Here is an 18222-nt window from a genome sequence, read left to right on the forward strand (position 1 = left end):
GTCACCACCGTGGGCCTCACGTCCCAGGCATTGCTGACAGTCCTCGCGCTCGTCGCCCTCGCGGTGTGCGCGCTCGTGATCTGGCTGTGGCCGCGCGTCGCGAAGAAGGGCCTCCTCGCCCTGGCCGGCCGGATCGGGCTGCTGGTCGTCACCCAGGTCAGCATCCTGGCGCTGCTCCTGGTCGCCGGGAACAACATCTACGGCTTCTACTCCACTTGGAACGAGCTCCTCGGCCGTGCCTCCAGCCGGCAGTCGCTCCAGCCGGGCGCGGAGGGCGGCGAGCGGGTGCCCGCGCTCACGGTCAAGGGCCAGGAGTCCGCGGGCCTGAAGGGCGGCCGGGAAAAGGCCGGTCAGGTCGACCGGATCGAGATCCGCGGACCGGTCAGCGGGCTGGGCATGGACGGCTACGCCTATCTGCCGCCGCAGTACTTCCAGAAGGAACACGCGAACGAGAAGTTCCCCGTGGTCGTGGCGATCACGGGCCAGCCGGGGGTCTCCAAGAACCTCATCACCCAGCTCAAGGTCCCGCAGTCGGCCTCGTCCGCCATCATGGCGAAGCGGATCCGGCCGACCATCTATCTCCTGGTGCGCCCCTCGGTCGTCGCCGACCGCGACACCAACTGCACGGACGTGCCGGGCGGCCCGCAGGCGCTGACCTTCTTCAACCAGGACCTCCCGCTGGCCGTGTACGAGCAGTACCGCGCGGCCGACACCCCGGGCAGCTGGGGCGCCGTGGGCAACTCCACCGGCGGCTACTGCGCGCTGAAGCTCGCCATGACCAACCCCGCGCGGTACGGCGCGGCAGCGGGCCTGTCCGCGGACTACTTCGCCCGGCAGGACGGCAAGACCGGCGACCTCTACGCCGGCAGCAAGGCGTACAAGAACGAGAACGACCTGACCTGGCGCCTCGAACACATGCCCCCGCCGCCGGTGTCCCTGCTGGTGTCGACGAGCAAGACGGGCGAGGAGAACTACGAGCCGACCCTGAAGTTCGCGGCCAAGGCAAAGGCTCCGACCCACGTCACCAAGCTCATCCGCGACGAAGGGGGACACAACTTCCAGACGTGGCGCGAGGAGTACCCGCTCGTGCTGGGCTGGCTGGACAAGGAGCTCTCCGCGAAGAAGTAGCTCCGGGCTCCATGCGGGATCCCGGCTCCATGCCGGATCCCGAAAAATCACCCGAACGCGGGAATGCGCGCAAAGTAATGGCAATCTTACGCTGAGCGCATGCCTGGTTGGGGTCTCGCTCTGCCGCAGTCCGTGCTCCGCGCCGCGGCCGCCGTGCTGATCTCCCTGCTGCTGATCCTCGCGGGCGGCGGCGTCCAGGCCGTCGATTACGGCGACGACCGCGAAGAGGGCTCCTCCTCGCTGGAGTTCACGCCGTCCGACGACTGCGCCACCTCCGTGCTGCTGCTCCCCGGCAGCGCCGTGCGCGAGGGGCGACGCTCCGGGCACCGCGTCCCCCTGCTCACCGGCCCGACCACGCCGGTCGCCCGCCTGCGCGTCCCCCTGCTCGTCTCCCGCGCCGACGCCGCTCCGGCGTGCGCCGCCCGCGCGGGTCACACCGTCCTGCGCTGCTGAGGGTGAGGCGCGGGCCCCTGCCCGGGGGCCGCCGCGCCGTCCACCGCCCCCGCACATCCAGCAGGTACGAGAGCAGAGAGAGTCGTCATGCCCCTCGACCCCGCGCGTGCCATGGGTGCCTATCTGCGCGCCCAGGTCTACCGCGACCACGCCTCCGGGCCACCGCCCGCCGTCACCCCCGAAGGGCCCTCGGACCGGCCCGAACCCCCCGACCGCTCCCCCTCGGTCGCGGAGCCGGACGCCCCGGCCGCCGCTCCGCCGGAACGCGTCCTGCGGGCCGTCCCCCGGCCGCCCGGAAGGCTCGCCAGGCTGCTGCTGTTCCTGCGTCAGGAGTCCACCGCCGCCCCGGACGCCCGGCAGCCCTGACCCCGACCGGCGCACACGGCCTGATGTTGAATGCCGGGATGATCGATATCCAGGTGCTCCATGTCTTCACCGGGCCCGACGGCGAGGGCGGCAACGCCCTCGGCGTCGTCCGCGACGGCGCGGCCGTGCGGGGTGACGCCGCCAGGAAGGAACTCGCCGCCGGACTCGGCTACAGCGAGACCGTGTTCGTCGACGACGCCGAGCGAGGCGTCGTCGACATCTGGACGCCCAGCGTCCGGCTGCCCTTCGCCGGCCACCCGCTCGTCGGCGTGGGGTGGCTGCTGGGGACGGACGTGCTGCGGCCGCCCGCGGGCGAGGTCCACGTCCACGGGGACGGCGAGTTCACCTGGGTGCGCGGCCGCGCCGCGTGGGCCGCCGGACGGCACACCGAGCGGTACGCGTCGGCCGCCGAGGTCGACGAGCTGCCCGCGCCGCCCGAGGGCGAGGGCTGGTTGTACGCCTGGGCCTGGCAGGACGAGCGCGCGGGGCGGGTGCGCGCCCGCGGCTTTCCCCGCCGCGGCGACGGCATCGTCGAGGACGAGGCGACGGGCGCTGCCGCGCTGGTGCTCACCGACCGGCTGGACCGTGCCCTCGACATCCGCCAGGGCGCGGCCTCGCAGATCCTCACCCGGCCCCGCGCCGACGGCACGATCGACATCGGCGGCCGGGTGGCGCGCGCCGCCTGAGCCTTCGGGGCGGCGGCCACAGGGCCGGGGCCGTTTCCTATGCTGATGGTGTGAACCACTGCCGGATCCGCCTCACCCTCGCCCCCGAACTGCGGCTCTTCGCGGCTGCCGACCGCCGCGCGGAGCGCACGCCCGTGGCCACCGACGGCTCGTCCTCGCTCGGCCACGTCGTCGAGTCCTTCGGCGTCCCGCTCACCGAGGTGGGCGCGCTGCTGGTCGACGGGCGGCGGGTACCGGTGTCCTACGTACCGGGGACGGACGAGGAGGTCGAGGTGCGCTCGGTCGCGCGCCCGCAGGAGGTGCCCGGCGCCCCGCTGCGGTTCCTCCTCGACGTGCACCTGGGCACGCTGGCGCGGCGGTTGCGGCTGCTGGGCGTGGACGCGGCGTACGAGAGCGAGGACCTCGGCGACCCGGCGCTCGCCGCGCTCTCGGCGGCCGAGCGCCGCGTGCTGCTCTCCCGCGACCGCGGGCTGCTGCGGCGCCGGGAGATCTGGGCGGGCGCGTACGTCTACAGCGACCGGCCCGAGGAGCAACTGCGCGACATCCTCGGGCGCTTCGCCCCGCGCCTCGCGCCCTGGAGCCGGTGCACCGCCTGCAACGGCCCGCTCCGCGACGCCGACAAGCAGTCGGTCGGCGACCGTCTGGAACACGGCACGCGCTCCACGTACGACGTCTTCGCCCAGTGCGTCGAGTGCGAGCGCGTGTACTGGCGGGGAGCGCACCACGAGCGCCTGGAGGCGATCGTGAACGAGGCCCTGCGCGAGTTCGGCACACCGGCCACGGCGGTCCGGCCGGGGTGAAGGGGCCCTGAGGATCCCTCAGCTCGTGCTCATCGCGTACGTCAACCGGTGCAACTGCTCCCGGTGCGACGTGTCCGGCAACCGGTTCAGATGCGTGCGCGCGGTCTCCACGTACGCGTCGAGCATCCCCACCGCCGCTTCCACGGCCTTCAGTTCGTGCACCAACGCCGTCAGCCGGCGGCGCGCCCGCCGTCCCTCGCCCCGCAGGAACAGCCGCCGCAGCTGCCGGGCCTGCCGCGGGGTGGCCCGCTCCACGGCGAGCAGCAGCGGCAGCGTGGGCCGGCGGTTCCGCAGGTCGCTGGCCATCGGCTTGCCGGGCTGCGACCGTACGTCCTGGACGCGGTACGGCAGCAGGTCGTCGCGCATCTGGAAAGCGATGCCCAGGGTCTCGCCGTAGGCGGTGAGCGCGGCAGTGACCTCGGGGCCGGCTCCCGTGAGGAGTGCCGCCATGCGGCAGGTGGCCCGCAGCAGGGCCGCGGTCTTGAGGGTGACCATGGCGAGATAGGCGTCGAGGCCGCAGGCCAGGTCGGTGCGCATCCGGTCCTCCAGCAGCTGGCCCCGGCAGATCTCGACGCCCGTGTTGCCCGACAGCGCGACGATGTCCAGCAGCAGTTCGGGGGCCAGGCCCTCGCCGCGGCAGTCGGCGACGTCCGCGAAGGAGCGGCACACGAGGGCGTCGCCCACGAGCAGGGCCTGGTCGGTGCCGAAGCGCGCGTGGACCGAGGGGCGGCCCCGGCGCTCGGCGTCCCCGTCGATGAGGTCGTCGTGCACCAGGCTCGCGGTGTGGTGGCTCTCCAGGGCGGCCGCGATGACCGAGGCCTGGGCGAGGTCGCCGCCGAGCGCCGCGACGCACAGCAGGAACAGCCTGGGGCGCAGGAGTTTGCCGTGGGGCAGCAGCGCGTAGCGGGCCAGGGAGTCGAGGGCGTCGTCGGCCTTGGGCCACAGCTCCTCCGCGCGCCGGGTGTAGTAGCGCGAGAAGAGGGCGGCCGGGGACCGCTCGGCGGCGGAGTGCAGGGGCGGGTCGAGGTTCACGGGTCCTCGCGGGTGCGTTCGGGAATCGGAGGCGTCGGCGGGGCCGGGGCCTCGCTGGTCCAGCTTTCCAGGCGGGCGGCGGGTGCCGGGGGCGCGACGCGATGCGGGACGGTCCCGTGGGGTGACAGTGACAGGTGGGGTGTTGACGTGAGCGCGCGCCGCCGGGGAAGGGGGCGCCGGTTCGTGGTGGCGCGCCGGTCGTCCACGGCCTGACCCGGTCGCGGGGCGCGTGTCCCGGAATTCCGTCGCGCCCTTCGGTCCGGAACGCGCCCTGCTCAAGGCATGTGCGGTGGGCCGATAATGGGGACGCCGGCGGCTCGCCCGCCGGTACCGCCTGCGCTGCCGGGGGACACCCGGCACACCATGGGGGCTTGGATGATCGCTGAGTTGGAACTGGACGGGCCACCGCGCGACCGGCGGGTGGCATCCGCCGGGCGCCGCCGGGGCCGCCGTACCCGCCGCGCGGCCGTCGTCGCGGCCCTGGCCCTGGGTGCCGCACTGCTCGTACCGCCCGCGTCGGCGGAGAGCCCGGCCCGGACGGTGACCTCCGTCGGCCGGTCGGTGACCGCCGCGGACACCGGCGGCGGCGCGGCGCTCGCCCCCGCGCACCGCTCGGTGCGGCTGACCGGGCGCACCGCCGCCGACCACCGGGTGGTCACGGCGGCGAAGGCGAAGAAAAAGAAGAAGGGCTTCTTCGCGAAGCTGGGGATCTTCCTGCTGGTGGTGCTGATCCTCGTCGTGCTCTTCGTGGTGGTGCTGATCGCGCTGGCGATCCGGCTGGCACGGCGGGCCTTCGGGCGCCGCCGTACCTGACCGATCGGGCGGTCAGCCGCTCTTGCGGCGGAACGAACGCTGGCCGCCCGCCTTGCCGTGGGTGCCATGGATCTTGGAGCCGTCACGGCCCTGGCCGCCCGCGGCGCCGTCGGCCGACTGACCGCGCTTGCGCTCCAGGGCCTCGCGGAACTTCCGCTTCACATCGTCCTCGGCGCCGGTCTCGGGCGTGTCCTGGGACGCGGTGCTGTCCGTCATCAAAAACCTCCTGGTCATGGCGGCCGTCGCCCCAGCTTCGCACGACGGCTCGTTCAGTTGAAGTCCGGTTGACGTTCAGCTGAGCCGATTGAAGCAGGTAACGGCGGGAAAGCCGTCATCGGCGGCCGGCCGGGCGCACGGCGGTCGGCCGGATCTGCCCGCGCGCACCGGGAATTGCGGTTCCGGGGGAATCAGTCAATGGTCAGATCGCCGTCGGGGAGGTCCTCGACGGCGATCTTCGCGCGGGGCACGCCGAGCCCCGCGGCCACCGCCTTCGCGATCCCTTCGGCGTCGGGCGCCGTGGGGTAGGGAACGGTCTCCCCCTCGCCGTAGCTCTCGATGGCCTTGGTGAAGTAGCCGGGATACCAGGCGCCGACCGCCCCCTTGACCTCGACGCGGCTCACGGCCCGCTTGCCGACCCGGTTCTTCAGGGCGGCGAGGATCTGGTCGGAGCGGTATTCACCGGGCACCTGGAACAGGCTGGCGTGAGCTCCCGCCTTGCCGCCGTCCCGCAGCCGGACGGTCACGGTCAGGCAGCTCGTCACGCTCGGGTAGAGGATCGGCCTGCCGGGCCCGGCCTCGGCGACCTGGCCCTCGGTGATCCGGACGGCGGCCGTGTCGCTGTTCGCGGCGGCAGCGGCACGCGGCCGGGCCTCGGCGACGGGCCCGGCCGCGAGCGGGACGGCGACGACGGATATGAGGGTGGCGGACAGCAGCAGCGCCCGGCCGCCCGCCGCCATGCGCGGCATGATCGTGGAAGTCATGCCGGAGATCATCCCGCCGATGACGCCTCGGGGCCAAAGCGGCTGCGGACCGCCGTCTGGACCTCGGCCTCCTCGGCCGGGTCGGCGGCGAGTCTGCGGAGCTGCTCGACCACGCGGGCGTCGGCCGTGGTGGCGTGGTGGGCGGCGAGCTCGCGGGTGGTCTCCTCGCAGTCCCACAGGCACTCGACGGCGAAGCCGGCCGCGAACGACGGGTCCGTGGCCGCCAGGGCGCGCGCCGTGCGCCCGCGCAGCTGCGAGGAGGAGGTCTCGCGGTAGATGTGGCGCAGGACGGGCGCGGCGCACCCGATCGACAGCCGCCCGGCCCCCTGGACGAGCTCCCACAGCACCGTCGCGTCCGGGCCCTCGGCCCGCACCGTGCGGCGCAGGGCGCCGAGCACCAGCGCGGAGTCGTACGCCGCGCCCCGGCAGGCCAGCATGCCGGCGGCGGCGGCGCCGAGGCCGTCGGCGCGGTGGATCCAGCCGCGGGCCCGCTCCAGGGCCGCGGTGCTGCGCATGCGCTCGAAGGCGGTGACGGCGGCCTCCGCGACCAGCTCGGCCGGGTCGGCCGCGGCGGCCTCGATCAGGTCGAGGGCCTGGGGGTCGTGGTGCTCTGCGAGATAGCGCAGGGCGGTGGCGCGCGCGGCCTCGGGGCCGGACGCGGCCGCCTGGATGATCTCCAGCCGGTCCTCGGGGCCGGCCACGGCGGTGAGGCAGCGGGTCGCGGGGACGTGCCGCAGCTGGGTGGGGTGCAGGGCGAGGCCCTCCTGGGCCCAGTCCAGGACCTCGCGCACGCTCCAGCCCGGCCGGGGGCCCGTCGGGCGCAGCTGGCGCTGCCAGCGGTCGAAGGAGCCCTGTTCCCCGGCGGCACGGACGCGCTCGGCGGTCGAGGGCGACTGCCGGCCGTCGGCCCACAGCCGCCAGGGGCGGGGCTCGAAGGCGTCGCGCACGGCCGCGGCGAGCGCGGTCTCGCCCGCGGGGGTGGCGGGGAAGCGGGCGAGGATGCTCTCGCCGATGCCGAGCAGTCCGGCGTCGTCGTCCCGCAGGGCCAGCTCGTCGAGGGCCCAGGCCCAGTTCGCCCCGGAGATCGCGTAGCGGCGCAGCAGCAGCAGGGCGTCCGTGCGGCCGTAGGACGCGAGGTGGCCGAGGACGGCGAGGGCGAGCCCGGTGCGCTCCTCGGCGGTGTCGAGCAGGTCGTCGACGTGGAAAAGGTGCTGTTCCATCTCGTCGAGCCCGCCGTCGAGATCCAGGTGGAGGCGCGCGTAATAGAGCGAGCGGTTCTCGACCTGCCAGTCACGCCTGGGGTCGTGCAGCACGCAGTGGTGCAGCGCCGCGAGCGCCTCCGCCCGCGGCGCCGCGAGGGCATGCAGGGTCCCGTCGCCGCGGCCTCGCTGAAGGAGGCCGAGCAGGGTGCCGCTGGGCGCTATGTCTGGATCGAACATGGGGTCAGCATCCGGTGCGGGGAGTCGGCTGGCAACGGGATTTCCGTCGTCCGGCATTCTTGCCGGTGTCCACTGGTGCTATGCCTGGTGAACAGGGGGAACTCGCGGTCTTCCGAGCGCCCGCAGCCTACCCGGAGCCGAGCATTCCGCCGAGTCGCGCCCGAATTGCCCGGCTCCGCCCCTCCCGCGACCACCTGCCGCCACCGGCGCCCCCACCCCCGGACTCCCGGCTTCCGCGCCCATGGCGGCTTCGCCCGAGGTCCGGGATGACCGCGCAATTGATCTTTGACCGCATTTGACGGCCTTCCCCTCCCGGCGCCCCGCCCGACATCGGCCCTCCATGTCCACGACACCCCCCTTCCCCACCTCCGGCAGCCCCCTGTCACACGCGCGACGATCCGCATTTCATGCCCCTGACAAAACCCCCTATTGCCCATGACATATGCCGATGACACCACCAGATCGGGTGTTGCCAAACCGCTTACAGGCCCTCGCTCCCTGTGCAACAGTCGTTACCGGCCCTTTCCCCGGACCCAGCGCCGGCCGCGCCGCGCCCGTATCGGAGTACGTCATGCCGTCCCCTCTCCACACGGATCGTTCCGCCGCTCAGCCGCCCGAGCAGACCGTCGACGCGCTCATCTCGCTCACGCGCCGGCTCCGTGGCGACATCGACGCCGTGCGCCGCGAGACCGTGGGCGAGGAGCTGCCGACGGACCCCCGGGCGCGCTGGCAGCGCGCCCTGTGCGAGCTCGCCGTCCATCAGCTCGACGACCTCGGCGAGCACCTGGACCAGCTGCGGGAAGGGCCGCCCGACGACGGCTCCGCGGCCCGGCCCGGGGAGCCCGGCCCGGAGACACCCACGGCGCCGACGGATCCGGCCGGGGCGTGCGGACAGCGGGCCGGCGCACCGCTCGGCCGGGCCGGAAGCGCCGAGTGGAATCTCCTCACCGACGACGTCGCCTGGTCCGACGACCTGTTCGAGCTCTTCGGCCGTCGGCCCGAGGACGGCGCGCCCACCCTGGACGAACTTCCCTCCTGGGTCCTGGAGGAGGACACCCGGCTGCTGACCGCGATGGTCACCGACTGTCTGGTCGACGGGAAGCCGATCGACGGGGAATTCCGCATCGTGCGCGGCGACGGCTCCCTGCGCACCGTGCACATGATGGGCGAGCCGGTGCTCGACGCCGACGGTGCCACGGCCTCCATGTGGGCGGTCCTACGGGATGTGAGCGAGCTGCGCCGCAGTCGTCAGGCCGTGCACGAGACCCGTGACTCGCTGCGGCACCACCAGCACGCCGCGCGGACCGAGCACCGGCTCGCGGTCGAGCTCCAGGAAGCGGTGCTGCCACCGTGGCGCGGCTCCCTGCGCTTCCCGGGCAGCACGGTGCCGGAGGCCGAAGCGGCCCCCGGCACCCTCGATCTCGCCGCGCACTATCTCCCTTCCGCCAGCAGCGCCCTGGTCGGCGGGGACTGGTTCGACGCCCTCCAACTGCCCGACGGCAGGACGCTGCTGAGCGTGGGCGGCCTCACCGGGCACGGTGTGGCCGCCACCTCCAGCATGGCCATGCTGCTGGGCGCGCTGCGCGGCATGGCGATCACCGGGGCCGAGCCGGGCCCTCTGATGGGCTGGCTCAATCACCTCCTCGACGCCTCCGCGCAGCCTGCGCTCGGCAGCGCGGTCTGCTGTCGTTACGACCCCACGACCATGACGCTGGGCTGGTCGCAGGCCGGCCACCCCGCCCCGCTGCTCTTCCGCGACGGGAGCGGAATCGCGCTCCGGCCGCCGGAGGGCATGTTGCTCGGGGCGGTCCCCGATGCCTCGTACGCCCAGGCCGAAGAGCAGTTGGAGCCCGGCGATGTGCTGGTGCTGCACACCGACGGCTTGTCACCCCGCAGCACCGAGCCGACCGATTCGATCGCGGAGCGGCTGCTGGGCTTCGCACCACGGTTCGCCGTGGCCAGGAGTGCCCAGGAGTGCGTGAGAGCCGTGCTGGAGGAGTTCGGGGGCAAGGAGCGCGAGGACGACGCCTGCGTGCTGATCGCCCGTATTCGCCGCTGAAGGTCGCCGCGCAGGGCTCCGCATGGGGATCGATCGCGGGACCGTTCCAGACCGGCCCTACACGGCCATGCCCTTGCCGCCTTTGTCCGCCCCCGGGTCCTTGCGGGTGGCCTTCCCCGGGCTCCTGGGAGCCTTGGGGAGGGCCTCCTTGATCTCCTGCCGGAGTTCCTCGATCCGGCCGTAGCCCGCATACCGCCCGGTGAGCCGGTACATCACGCGCAGCCGGTCCCAGGTGCGGTGCGAGGACGTCTCTCCGATGGACACCAGCGCCAGCCGGGCATAGGTGTCCGCCTGCTCCGGGTCGTTGCCGATGAAGCAGGCCGACGCCATGGAGATGTAGTCGAAGATCATGGAGCGCTGGTAGCCGTTCCCCCGGAGGGCCAGCGCCTCCCTGGCGTGCTGCTGGGCGACGGCCGCGGCCGCCGGGTCGTGCTCCGCGAGCGTGCGGTACGCCAGCGCCTCCATGCCATGGAGATCCGCCTCGTCGAACGACTGCATCCAGCTGGGCGGTGGCACGTCCCCCCGGTCCGAGACGAAGAGCTCCTCGGCCTCGCCCAGGGTGCGCCGCATGGCCTGGCCCCGGCCCATGGACGCCTGTGCCCAGGCCTCGATGGTGTAGAGCATGGCGCGGGTGCGGGGCAGGGTCTCCTCGCCGGAGCCGGACTTGGCGAGCTTCATCAGGTCCAGCGCGTCGTCCGGGCGGCCGAGGTGGACCATCTGGCGCGCGGCGCGGGAGAGCGCCTCGCCCGCCCGTGGGCGGTCGCCGCCCTCGCGCGCCGCGTGGGCGGCGATGACGAAATACTTCTGCGCGGTGGGCTCCAGGCCCACGTCGTGGGACATCCAGCCGGCGAGCACCGCAAGGTTCGCGGCGACCCCCCACAGCCTCCGCTGGAGGTGGTCGGGGTGGTGGTAGGCGAGCATCCCGCCCACCTCGTTGAGCTGGCCCACGACGGCCTTGCGCTGGAGCCCGCCACCGCGCTGGGCGTCCCAGGCGCGGAAGACATCGACCGAGTGTTCCAGGGCGTCGATCTCCGTGGAGCCCACGGGCGCCGCCTCATAGCGGTCGAGCCCGGCCGCCTCGGCGTGCGTGGAGTCCAGGTGCAGGGGGTCGGTGAAGCGAGGAGCGTCGGAGGCGAGAACCGGATCGGAGTGCAGCCAGTCGTGCATAGCGCTGCTGAGTGCTGAGCCTGCGGCGAGCGCGGCGCCCGCGCCCACCAAGCCGCGTCGGTTGAGCATGAGGTCCATTCCCGTGAATTCGGTGAGGACCGCGGCGGTCCGCTCGGGCGGCCAGGGCAGCCCGTCCGCGGACTGCCCTTTACCCGCGCGCCCTCGCCGGCCGAACCCGAGGTCCTCGATGGTCACGACACGACCGAGCCGCTCGGTGAAAAGGGCTGCCAGCACACGGGGCACGGGATCGCGCGGGGACTCCCCCATGTCGATCCAACGCCGCACTCGCGAGGTGTCGGTGGCCAGCTGTGGGTGGCCCATGACGGCCGCCTGCCGGTTCACCAGTCTCGCCAGCTCGCCCTTGGACCATCCGGCCAGGCCGAACAGATCCGCTAGGCGGGTGTTGGGTTCCCTCGTCACGTCAAGCCCCCAGGTTCTCGGCTGACTTGAAGGTAGCGGGCCGTCATGGGCCAAGCGAGTATTCGCCAGGGTTCGCCAGGGTCCGCCAGATGGTGTGCCACCCGCGACTGGGTGTGATGTAGGAACGCGCCACCCCGGCCACCCCGCAGCCGGAAGGCATTCCCCAGGGTGCCCCATGGCCCGGGGACCGGGGAGCGCCGTAATTCGCCGGCACACGAAGGGATCTGTTCCGCACATGTATGCAGCCTCGTCCTCCGTGTCCGCCCCGCCCCGGCAGCTCCGTCCGCAGCACGCCGGCGGCGGGCCGTACCTCGACCCCTCCCACGCCGCGGGAGCTGCCTTCGGGGGCGGACGGGCCCGGCGGGCCCCGGGGCTCGGCGGCCAACCGCTCAGCGGGAGAATCGACTTGTCCGGCCCTCAGGGCACGCAACTGCGCACGGCGATCGCCGCGGTGCACCGCATCTGCCCGGAGTTCAACCCGGTCCAGGTGCTGCGCCGCAGCGGCCGCTCGGTCCTGCTGGTCGGATCCACCGGCCGCAGCACAGCCGTGGCCAAGTGTTTACTGGATCATTCTCCGGCGTGGGCCGAGCGGTTCCGCCACGAAATAGCTACGTACCGGGCGTTCGTCCGGCACCGCCCGCCGGTGCGGGTGCCCCGGCTGATCGCCGCGGACCCCGACAACTGCACCCTGGTCATCGAGCGGATGCCCGGCCGGCCGGCCGCCGCCCAGCGGCACCCCGCGGACTCCCCGCCCCGCGCGGACGTCCGCGCGGCGCTCGGCGCGGTCTGCCGGGTCAACCTCTGGCGGCCACCGGCCGGCATGTTCGACATGCCGCTCGACTACGGCAAGCGCATCACCCGCTATCACGAGCTGGGCCTGCTCACCGACCGGGATCTGGGCGACCTCCAGAAGCTGTTGCACGGGCTGGCCCATGTCCAGGGGCAGTTCTGCCACGGTGACGCGCTGCTCTCCAACATCCTCCTCTCCCCCGCCGGTCCGGTGCTCGTCGACTGGGACCAGGCCGGCTGGTATCTCCCGGGGTACGACCTGGCCACGCTGTGGACCGTCCTGGGCGACGCCCCGGGGGCCCGCCGTCAGATCAGCCAGTACGCACAGCAGGCCGGCCCGGTCTCCCGTGACGCCTTTCTGGTGAATCTGATGCTCGTGCTGACACGGGAGATCCGCACGTACGAAACGGCCGTTCAGCGCGCCTTGCAGGAGCCCGCGCCGACCGCACCCGGTGCTGCCGAGTCCGGTGAGGAGCAGCGGCTGCTGCTGCGTCGCCTGCATGACGACTGCGCGCTCGCCAGGCGTGCCGTACGGGCGGCGGTCGGCACCCGCTGACCGCCCCTCCCGCCCGGTCCGCCCCGACACGCCGCGCACCCTCCCCGCGCGGCGTGTCGCCGTTCACCGGTACGGACGACGATCCCCCCATGCGCCCGTGTGTCCCTCACACGGGCGCATCAGCATGATTGACGGATCGTCATCCAGCGGCTACCTCTGGTACGTCCGGTCCCGCACACGCCCGATCGCGCACCTACCATCCCAGCTCGGTGGCACTGCCGTCCCGAGGAGGCCGCATTGCGAGGATCAGCCCCCGTACCCCGGACCACCCCGCCGAGAGCCCGGCGAAGAAACCGCCGCAGACTCCAGGCGGCCGGCGTCGTGGCGTCGGCCGCCCTGTTGCTGCCCGCCCTCGCGGGCAGTCCCACGGCGAGCGCCGACGAGCAGCCGGGCCCCGGCGCGCTGCAACGGGCCTTCGTCGCCGCGTCCGCGAAGTATCACGTTCCCACGAGCGTGCTGCTGGGCGTCTCGTATCTCCAGTCCCGCTGGAACAGCCATGGCGGCGCGCCCAGCGTCACCGGCGGCTACGGCCCGATGCATCTCACCGATGCCTCCGCCGCGCTCGCCGCGGCCGGTCGGCACGCGGACGCTCTTCAGGACCCGCGCGGCGACGGCGCCCGGCCGCTCGCGGCGACGCGTTCCGTCCGTCCGGAGCTTGCGGTGCCCGCCGAGGTCCCGGCGCGGCTGCGCACCCTGGACCGGGCCGCCGGGCTCTCCGGCCTGTCGGCGGAGGCACTGCGCCGGGACGCGACGGCCAATGTCCAGGGCGGCGCGGCCCTGCTGGCCGCCGCGCAGCGGCGGTTGGGGCTCCCGCCGAGCACCGATCCCGCGGACTGGTTCGGCGCGGTGGCGAGCTATCCGGGTGCCGCGGACGCGGTGTCGGCCGGCACGTTCGCGCACGATGTCTTCGAGGTGATCCGCTCCGGTGAGCGGCGCACGACGGATGCCGGTCAACTGGTCGCCCTGGAGGCGAGCCCCCGTCTGGCCGACCGTGCGGATCTGGTGCGGCGGCTGGGGCTGACGGCGCCTTCGCGGGACGGTGTGGAGTGCCCGGAGTCGGTGGCGTGCGAGTCGATCCCGGCGCCGTACCAGCAGTTGCAGGGCTCGGACTACGGCAATCACGACGTCGCCGACCGGCCCGAGAAGCCCTCGCAGAAGGTGAGGTTCATCGTCATCCACGACACCGAGGGGTCGTGGGAGACGAGCGTCAAGCTGATCAAGGACCCGACGTACGTCTCCTGGAACTACACCGTGCGCTCCGTGGACGGGCACATCGCCCAGCACGTGCCGACGAAGGACGTGGCCTGGCACGCGGGCAACTGGTACGTGAACTCCACGTCCGTCGGCATCGAGCACGAGGGTTTCCTCGCCCAGCCCGACGCCTGGTACACGGAGGAGATGTACCGCACGTCGGCCCGTCTGGTGCGCTATCTGTCCGACGAGCTGGACATCCCGCTGGACCGGCAGCACATCCTGGGCCACGACAACGTCCCGGGCACGACCCCGGCGACCATCAGGGGGATGCACACAGACCCGGGCCCCTTCTGGGACTGGGACCACTATTTCGAGCTGTTGGGCGAGCCCTTCTACCCCACGGGCGGCATGTTCGGCGGGATGGTCACCATCCGGCCCGACTACGACGTCAACACCCCGCCGTACACCGGCTGTGTGGAGCCGGGGAAGCCCTGCGCTCCGCACGGTTCGGGCGCGGTCCGGCTGTACACGGCGCCGACGGAGGACGCTCCGCTGGTCAAGGACATCGGTCTGCGTCCGGACGGGAGCCCGTCGACGACCGACGTCAATGACACGGGCGCCCGGGCCTCCACCGGCCAGCAGTTCGCGGTCGCCGACCGGCACGGCGGGTGGACGGCGATCTGGTACCTGGGCCAGAAGGCGTGGTTCCGGAACCCGTGGTGGCAGCCCACCGTGGTCAACGCCTATGGGCCCGTGGTCACTCCGAGGCCGGGCGTGGCCGGGATCCCGGTGTACGGGCGGGCCTATCCGGAGAAGGAGGCGTACCCCGCGGGCGTGCCCGTGCAGGACGTGACACCGCTGCCCTACAAGCTGCTCGCGGGGCAGGCGTATGCGCTGGGCGGGCGGGTGCCGAGCGAGTATCTGTGGTCGAAGACCTTCGATCCGGCCGGCCACAAGGTGATCCGGGGCAAGGACGTCTACTACGAGATCCAGTTCGGTCACCGGGTGGCCTTCGTCAAGGCAGCCGATGTGACCGTGCACCCGTCCGATCGCTGAGGACGCGGGCAGCGAAGGAGCCCGGTACGGCAGGCGTACCGGGCTCCGGTGTCGGTCGGGGATCTCCGCGGGCGCGGTCAGACCTGCTGGAACATCTCCGCGGGCAGCGGCTTGAGCAGCTGGTAGAGCTCGTCGGTGATGGGGCGGTCCCAGCTGGCGATGGTGACGAGGACGCCGTCGCTGCGGTCGAACTGGGTGCAGGAGATGCGGCCTTCGGAGCACTTCAGGCGGCGCACGATCAGCAGGTTGTCCTCGTGCATGACCGGGATGTCCTCGGTCTCCAGGACCTGCACGGGCTCCTCGTTGCCGAGCGCCACGAGCAGCTGTGCCACCTCGAAGGGCACCTGCCCCTCGCCGAGCTCCCGGGCCGGGGAGCCCTCGGGCAGATTGCCGATGATCATCGCCGGGCCGCGCCCGCCGAAGAGGTCGTAGCGGAGGAAGACGCCCTGGCAGCTGCCATCGGGCGCGGGCAGCAGCCCGGCGCCGAGGTCGCCGGGCCAGTCCCCCGGGTCCATGGCGAGGACGTCGAAGTCCGGCCCGGTGGGCGTGGCGGCGCTGCGGCGGCGGAGGAACGACATGCTCACATCGTACGTGCCCCGCACCGCGCCGTGACGCCGGGGAGACCCCCGGCGCGGGCCGCGACGCGGGGCCACGGCGGCCCACGGGGCAGGTGGCGCACGCGGCGGCCGTGGGGCCGAACGGGTGGCTTTTGGCATGGGCAAGCCAAGTGCACCGTGGACGGCGGACCCGCCCGGCCCGCGTACGCAAAAGCCCGCCCGGACGCAGCTTGTGGGGGCGCTGTCCGGGCGGACTGACGGCCGAAGATCCGCCGCGCACAGCACGCTACCAGGCATATACGTACGGTTCCGCCGCCATCACTCAAATGCGCCGCATTAGCGGAGGAATAACCCGGGGCGGCGGCGACACTCCCGATATTTCCGTACCGACCGCTCCGTGACGCAAATGAGTGAATGCCCGAAACCTCATCAATTGGGGCCGAGTTACTCAGGTCACTTCCCCTGAGAAGGCGCTAATCGATCGAAAGGCACAGACGTGCTCAAGAAGGTACTCGCCACGGCCGCGCTGACGGCCTCCGCGGTCGGCGCCGTCGCCGCACCCGCGATGGCGATCGGCAACGACAGCGACGTCGCGAACGGCAACGCTTCCAAGACCGGTTACGGCAACACCAAGACCGGCGGTGAGCAGAGCCCGCAGATGAGCCTGGTCCAGGGCACGCTCAACAAGCCGTGCCTCGGCATCGGCAAGATCGGTCTGCAGTCCCTGATCGCGCTGCTGAACATCGGCGTCCAGGACGTCCCGATCCTCAGCTCTCAGCAGCAGCAGCAGTGCACCGACAACTCGACGATCAGCGACGGGGACGACCCGCTGTCGCACATCCTCGACGAGATCCCGGTCGTCTCGGGCAACGGCTCGGGCAACCGAGGGCTCTAGCAGCGCCGAGAAGCTCGAACAGAATTCCCCCTTCCGCGGGTGCACGGGCCCCGCGGAAGGGGGTTTCTCTGTATGCTGACCGGAATATCTGCCGGTCAAGCACCATGCACCGAAATCGTGTATCGGAATTGCATATCGACTTAACAAGGCCGCGGACCGCCCGGGTCCGGCCGTCGACCGGCAGCCCGAGGGGCGACTGCCCCGGATCCGTTTGTTACGGCGTCGTATACGATGGGCGACGTGACCATGCTCGTGAAACGCCGCCACGTGGACCTCCTCCGCGTCACGAGCATGTCCTGTCGCCGCTACGGCTGACCTTCACCCCGCCCAGCCCGCTTTCCCGGGCCGTGGCCTGTTTTCTTCCTTCCTGCCGCTTCCCGGTCCCCCCGCCTGCCCTGTCCGCACACCCCGCGGCGGCAGCGCGGCCGTCCGGCGCACCGCCGTACGTACCGGGCCTTCACGCAAGTGGATGTCCTCATGAGCAACAAGCTTCCCGTCATCGACCTCTCCGCCGCGTCGGGTGACGCCGCGACCCGCGCCGCCTTCCACGAGGCGCTGCACGGCGCAGCCCGCGACGTGGGCTTCTTCCACCTGACCGGTCACGGGATCACCGAGTCCGAGACCGCCGAACTGATGCGCACACTCCGCGCGTTCTTCGCCCTCCCCGAGGCGGAGCGGCTGTCCATCAGCAACCTCAACTCGCCCCATTTCCGCGGCTACACCCGGATCGGCGACGAGCGGACCGGCGGCAGCCCCGACTGGCGGGACCAGATCGACATAGGTGCCGAGCGCGCGCCCCGCATACCCGGCGCGGACGAGCCCGGCTACTGGTGGCTGGAGGGCCCGAACCAGTGGCCCGCCGCCCTCCCCGAGCTGCGGACCGCCGCCCTGCACTGGATCGACAGGCTGAGCACGGTCGCCGAGCGGCTGCTGCACGAACTGCTGGCCTCCATCGGCGCCCCGGCCACCTTCTACGACGACGCCTTCGCCGACCGCCCCCACCTGCACCTCAAGCTCGTCCGCTACCCCGGCAGCGCTCCGGACGGCGCGGCGCAGGGCGTGGGCGCGCACAAGGACTACGGCTTCCTGACGCTGCTGCTCCAGGACGAGGTCGGGGGCCTCCAAGTGGAGGGGGCGGACGGGGTGTTCCGCGATGTGCCGCCCATGCCCGGGGCGTTCGTGATCAACCTCGGCGAGCTGCTGGAGGTGGCGACCAACGGCTACCTCAAGGCCACCAACCACCGCGTGGTCAGCCCGCCCGGCACCCGGGAGCGCTACTCCGTCCCGTTCTTCTACAACCCCAGGCTGGACGCGCGCATCGAGCCCGTGCCCTTCCCGCACGCGCACCGGGCGCCCGGGGTCACCCAGGACTCCTCCAACCCGCTGTTCGCGGAGTACGGCCGCAACGAGATCAAGGGCTGGCTGCGCGCCCACCCGGAGGTCGCCCGCCGCTACCACTCGGGGCTCCTGACGGAGGGCAGCCCGGTCGGCTGACGCGTTGTGTCCCGCCGCGGGCGGTGCGCCGCCCGCGGCGGGGGTCAGGGAGCGTCGAAGCGGCCGATGCGGGCGCCGCGGACGAAGGCGCGCCACTCCATCGGGGTGAAGACCACGGCCGGACCACCCGGCGCACGCCCGTGGCGCATCGCGATGAAGCCCTCGACGAAGGCGATCTGGACGTCACCGACGCCCTGGCTGCCCGGCTGCCATGCGGCGTTCGCGAGGTCGAGCTCCGGCCTTGTGCCACCGGCCAGTTGGTCCGTCGTGCTCTTCGCCACGTCCGTAGCTCCTCCCGGTCGTCGTCCCGGCCCACACTAGCGAGCGCGGCGTGCGCC

19 protein-coding genes are annotated in these 18222 nt (G+C 72.7%); 12 read left to right on the forward strand and 7 right to left on the reverse strand.

From position 1 onward, the window contains the following. The first annotated feature begins 9 nt into the window (after positions 1–9). The 5 genes from DXZ73_RS08375 (at position 10) to DXZ73_RS08395 (ending at position 3433) form a co-directional block, all read left to right on the forward strand. Complete coding sequence (locus tag DXZ73_RS08375; protein ID WP_116210382.1) at positions 10–1128, forward strand: alpha/beta hydrolase; 1119 nt, start codon at positions 10–12, stop codon at positions 1126–1128. Positions 1129–1227: 99 nt separating this feature from the next. Then, complete coding sequence (locus DXZ73_RS08380; protein ID WP_116210383.1) at positions 1228–1581, forward strand: hypothetical protein; 354 nt, start codon at positions 1228–1230, stop codon at positions 1579–1581. An 87-nt stretch (positions 1582–1668) separates the two neighbouring features. After that, on the forward strand, positions 1669–1947 hold the full coding sequence (locus tag DXZ73_RS08385; protein WP_116210384.1) for a hypothetical protein: 279 nt from the start codon (positions 1669–1671) through the stop codon (positions 1945–1947). Positions 1948–1985: 38 nt separating this feature from the next. Continuing rightward, a complete protein-coding gene (locus tag DXZ73_RS08390; RefSeq protein WP_116210385.1) occupies positions 1986–2633 on the forward strand; it encodes a PhzF family phenazine biosynthesis protein in 648 nt (215 codons plus the stop codon). Positions 2634–2683: 50 nt separating this feature from the next. Further along, positions 2684–3433 carry a Mut7-C RNAse domain-containing protein gene (locus tag DXZ73_RS08395; RefSeq protein ID WP_116210386.1) on the forward strand — a complete coding sequence of 250 codons (750 nt, stop codon included), beginning with the start codon at positions 2684–2686 and terminating at the stop codon, positions 3431–3433. A gap of 18 nt (positions 3434–3451) precedes the next feature. Here DXZ73_RS08395 and DXZ73_RS08400 read toward each other — a convergent pair whose 3' ends face one another. Beyond that, entirely contained in the window at positions 3452–4465 is a 1014-nt protein-coding gene (locus DXZ73_RS08400) for a polyprenyl synthetase family protein (RefSeq protein ID WP_162890116.1), read from the reverse strand. A 375-nt stretch (positions 4466–4840) separates the two neighbouring features. Between DXZ73_RS08400 and DXZ73_RS08405 the strand changes: the two genes are divergently transcribed. Next, entirely contained in the window at positions 4841–5278 is a 438-nt protein-coding gene (locus DXZ73_RS08405) for a hypothetical protein (RefSeq protein ID WP_162890117.1), read from the forward strand. Positions 5279–5290: 12 nt separating this feature from the next. Here the strand turns inward: DXZ73_RS08405 and DXZ73_RS08410 are convergent, their stop codons facing one another. The 3 genes from DXZ73_RS08410 to DXZ73_RS08420 form a co-directional block, all read right to left on the reverse strand. Next, positions 5291–5494, reverse strand: coding sequence for a DUF5302 domain-containing protein (locus DXZ73_RS08410; RefSeq protein ID WP_116210389.1), 204 nt, complete (start codon positions 5492–5494; stop codon positions 5291–5293). A 191-nt stretch (positions 5495–5685) separates the two neighbouring features. Next, the gene (locus tag DXZ73_RS08415) at positions 5686–6258 is read right to left on the reverse strand and encodes a hypothetical protein (RefSeq protein WP_240351267.1); all 573 of its coding nucleotides are present in this window, start codon (positions 6256–6258) and stop codon (positions 5686–5688) included. A gap of 8 nt (positions 6259–6266) precedes the next feature. Then, a complete protein-coding gene (locus DXZ73_RS08420; protein WP_116210390.1) occupies positions 6267–7697 on the reverse strand; it encodes a HEAT repeat domain-containing protein in 1431 nt (476 codons plus the stop codon). Between the two features lie 571 nt (positions 7698–8268). Between DXZ73_RS08420 and DXZ73_RS08425 the strand changes: the two genes are divergently transcribed. Then, positions 8269–9756: a PP2C family protein-serine/threonine phosphatase gene (locus DXZ73_RS08425; RefSeq protein ID WP_116210391.1), complete on the forward strand. Its 1488-nt coding sequence runs from the start codon at positions 8269–8271 to the stop codon at positions 9754–9756. Positions 9757–9813: 57 nt separating this feature from the next. Here DXZ73_RS08425 and DXZ73_RS08430 read toward each other — a convergent pair whose 3' ends face one another. Further along, positions 9814–11343: a hypothetical protein gene (locus DXZ73_RS08430; protein WP_116210392.1), complete on the reverse strand. Its 1530-nt coding sequence runs from the start codon at positions 11341–11343 to the stop codon at positions 9814–9816. Positions 11344–11578: 235 nt separating this feature from the next. Between DXZ73_RS08430 and DXZ73_RS08435 the strand changes: the two genes are divergently transcribed. Further along, a complete protein-coding gene (locus tag DXZ73_RS08435; protein ID WP_116210393.1) occupies positions 11579–12688 on the forward strand; it encodes an aminoglycoside phosphotransferase family protein in 1110 nt (369 codons plus the stop codon). Between the two features lie 237 nt (positions 12689–12925). After that, complete coding sequence (locus DXZ73_RS08440) at positions 12926–14938, forward strand: peptidoglycan recognition protein family protein (RefSeq protein WP_116210394.1); 2013 nt, start codon at positions 12926–12928, stop codon at positions 14936–14938. Positions 14939–15015: 77 nt separating this feature from the next. Here the strand turns inward: DXZ73_RS08440 and DXZ73_RS08445 are convergent, their stop codons facing one another. Then, positions 15016–15516 carry a hypothetical protein gene (locus DXZ73_RS08445; protein WP_116210395.1) on the reverse strand — a complete coding sequence of 167 codons (501 nt, stop codon included), beginning with the start codon at positions 15514–15516 and terminating at the stop codon, positions 15016–15018. Positions 15517–15991: 475 nt separating this feature from the next. On the opposite strand from DXZ73_RS08445, the gene DXZ73_RS08450 reads away from it, so the two are divergent. From DXZ73_RS08450 to DXZ73_RS08455, 3 genes are all read left to right on the forward strand, one after another. After that, the gene (locus DXZ73_RS08450; RefSeq protein ID WP_116210396.1) at positions 15992–16390 is read left to right on the forward strand and encodes a rodlin; all 399 of its coding nucleotides are present in this window, start codon (positions 15992–15994) and stop codon (positions 16388–16390) included. A 231-nt stretch (positions 16391–16621) separates the two neighbouring features. Further along, a complete protein-coding gene (locus DXZ73_RS40550; RefSeq protein WP_367621043.1) occupies positions 16622–16705 on the forward strand; it encodes a putative leader peptide in 84 nt (27 codons plus the stop codon). 162 nt (positions 16706–16867) lie between these two features. After that, entirely contained in the window at positions 16868–17884 is a 1017-nt protein-coding gene (locus DXZ73_RS08455) for an isopenicillin N synthase family dioxygenase (protein ID WP_116210397.1), read from the forward strand. Between the two features lie 44 nt (positions 17885–17928). Here the strand turns inward: DXZ73_RS08455 and DXZ73_RS08460 are convergent, their stop codons facing one another. Beyond that, complete coding sequence (locus DXZ73_RS08460) at positions 17929–18165, reverse strand: DUF397 domain-containing protein (protein WP_116210398.1); 237 nt, start codon at positions 18163–18165, stop codon at positions 17929–17931. Positions 18166–18222 lie beyond the last annotated feature (57 nt).

Source organism: Streptoverticillium olivoreticuli subsp. olivoreticuli (genome assembly GCF_003391135.1).
GTDB lineage: Bacteria > Actinomycetota > Actinomycetes > Streptomycetales > Streptomycetaceae > Streptomyces > Streptomyces blastmyceticus.

Excerpts from the sequence above, each read along its gene's own strand:
- DXZ73_RS08390 (WP_116210385.1), top strand. The coding sequence starts at position 1,986 with ATGATCGATATCCAGGTGCTCCATGTCTTCACCGGGCCCGACGGCGAG.
- DXZ73_RS08420 (WP_116210390.1), bottom strand. The coding sequence starts at position 7,697 with ATGTTCGATCCAGACATAGCGCCCAGCGGCACCCTGCTCGGCCTCCTT.
- DXZ73_RS08410 (WP_116210389.1), bottom strand. The coding sequence starts at position 5,494 with ATGACGGACAGCACCGCGTCCCAGGACACGCCCGAGACCGGCGCCGAG.
- DXZ73_RS08405 (WP_162890117.1), top strand. The coding sequence starts at position 4,841 with ATGATCGCTGAGTTGGAACTGGACGGGCCACCGCGCGACCGGCGGGTG.
- DXZ73_RS40550 (WP_367621043.1), top strand. The coding sequence starts at position 16,622 with ATGGGCGACGTGACCATGCTCGTGAAACGCCGCCACGTGGACCTCCTC.
- DXZ73_RS08445 (WP_116210395.1), bottom strand. The coding sequence starts at position 15,516 with ATGTCGTTCCTCCGCCGCCGCAGCGCCGCCACGCCCACCGGGCCGGAC.
- DXZ73_RS08435 (WP_116210393.1), top strand. The coding sequence starts at position 11,579 with ATGTATGCAGCCTCGTCCTCCGTGTCCGCCCCGCCCCGGCAGCTCCGT.
- DXZ73_RS08455 (WP_116210397.1), top strand. The coding sequence starts at position 16,868 with ATGAGCAACAAGCTTCCCGTCATCGACCTCTCCGCCGCGTCGGGTGAC.
- DXZ73_RS08425 (WP_116210391.1), top strand. The coding sequence starts at position 8,269 with ATGCCGTCCCCTCTCCACACGGATCGTTCCGCCGCTCAGCCGCCCGAG.
- DXZ73_RS08415 (WP_240351267.1), bottom strand. The coding sequence starts at position 6,258 with ATGACTTCCACGATCATGCCGCGCATGGCGGCGGGCGGCCGGGCGCTG.
- DXZ73_RS08385 (WP_116210384.1), top strand. The coding sequence starts at position 1,669 with ATGCCCCTCGACCCCGCGCGTGCCATGGGTGCCTATCTGCGCGCCCAG.
- DXZ73_RS08380 (WP_116210383.1), top strand. The coding sequence starts at position 1,228 with ATGCCTGGTTGGGGTCTCGCTCTGCCGCAGTCCGTGCTCCGCGCCGCG.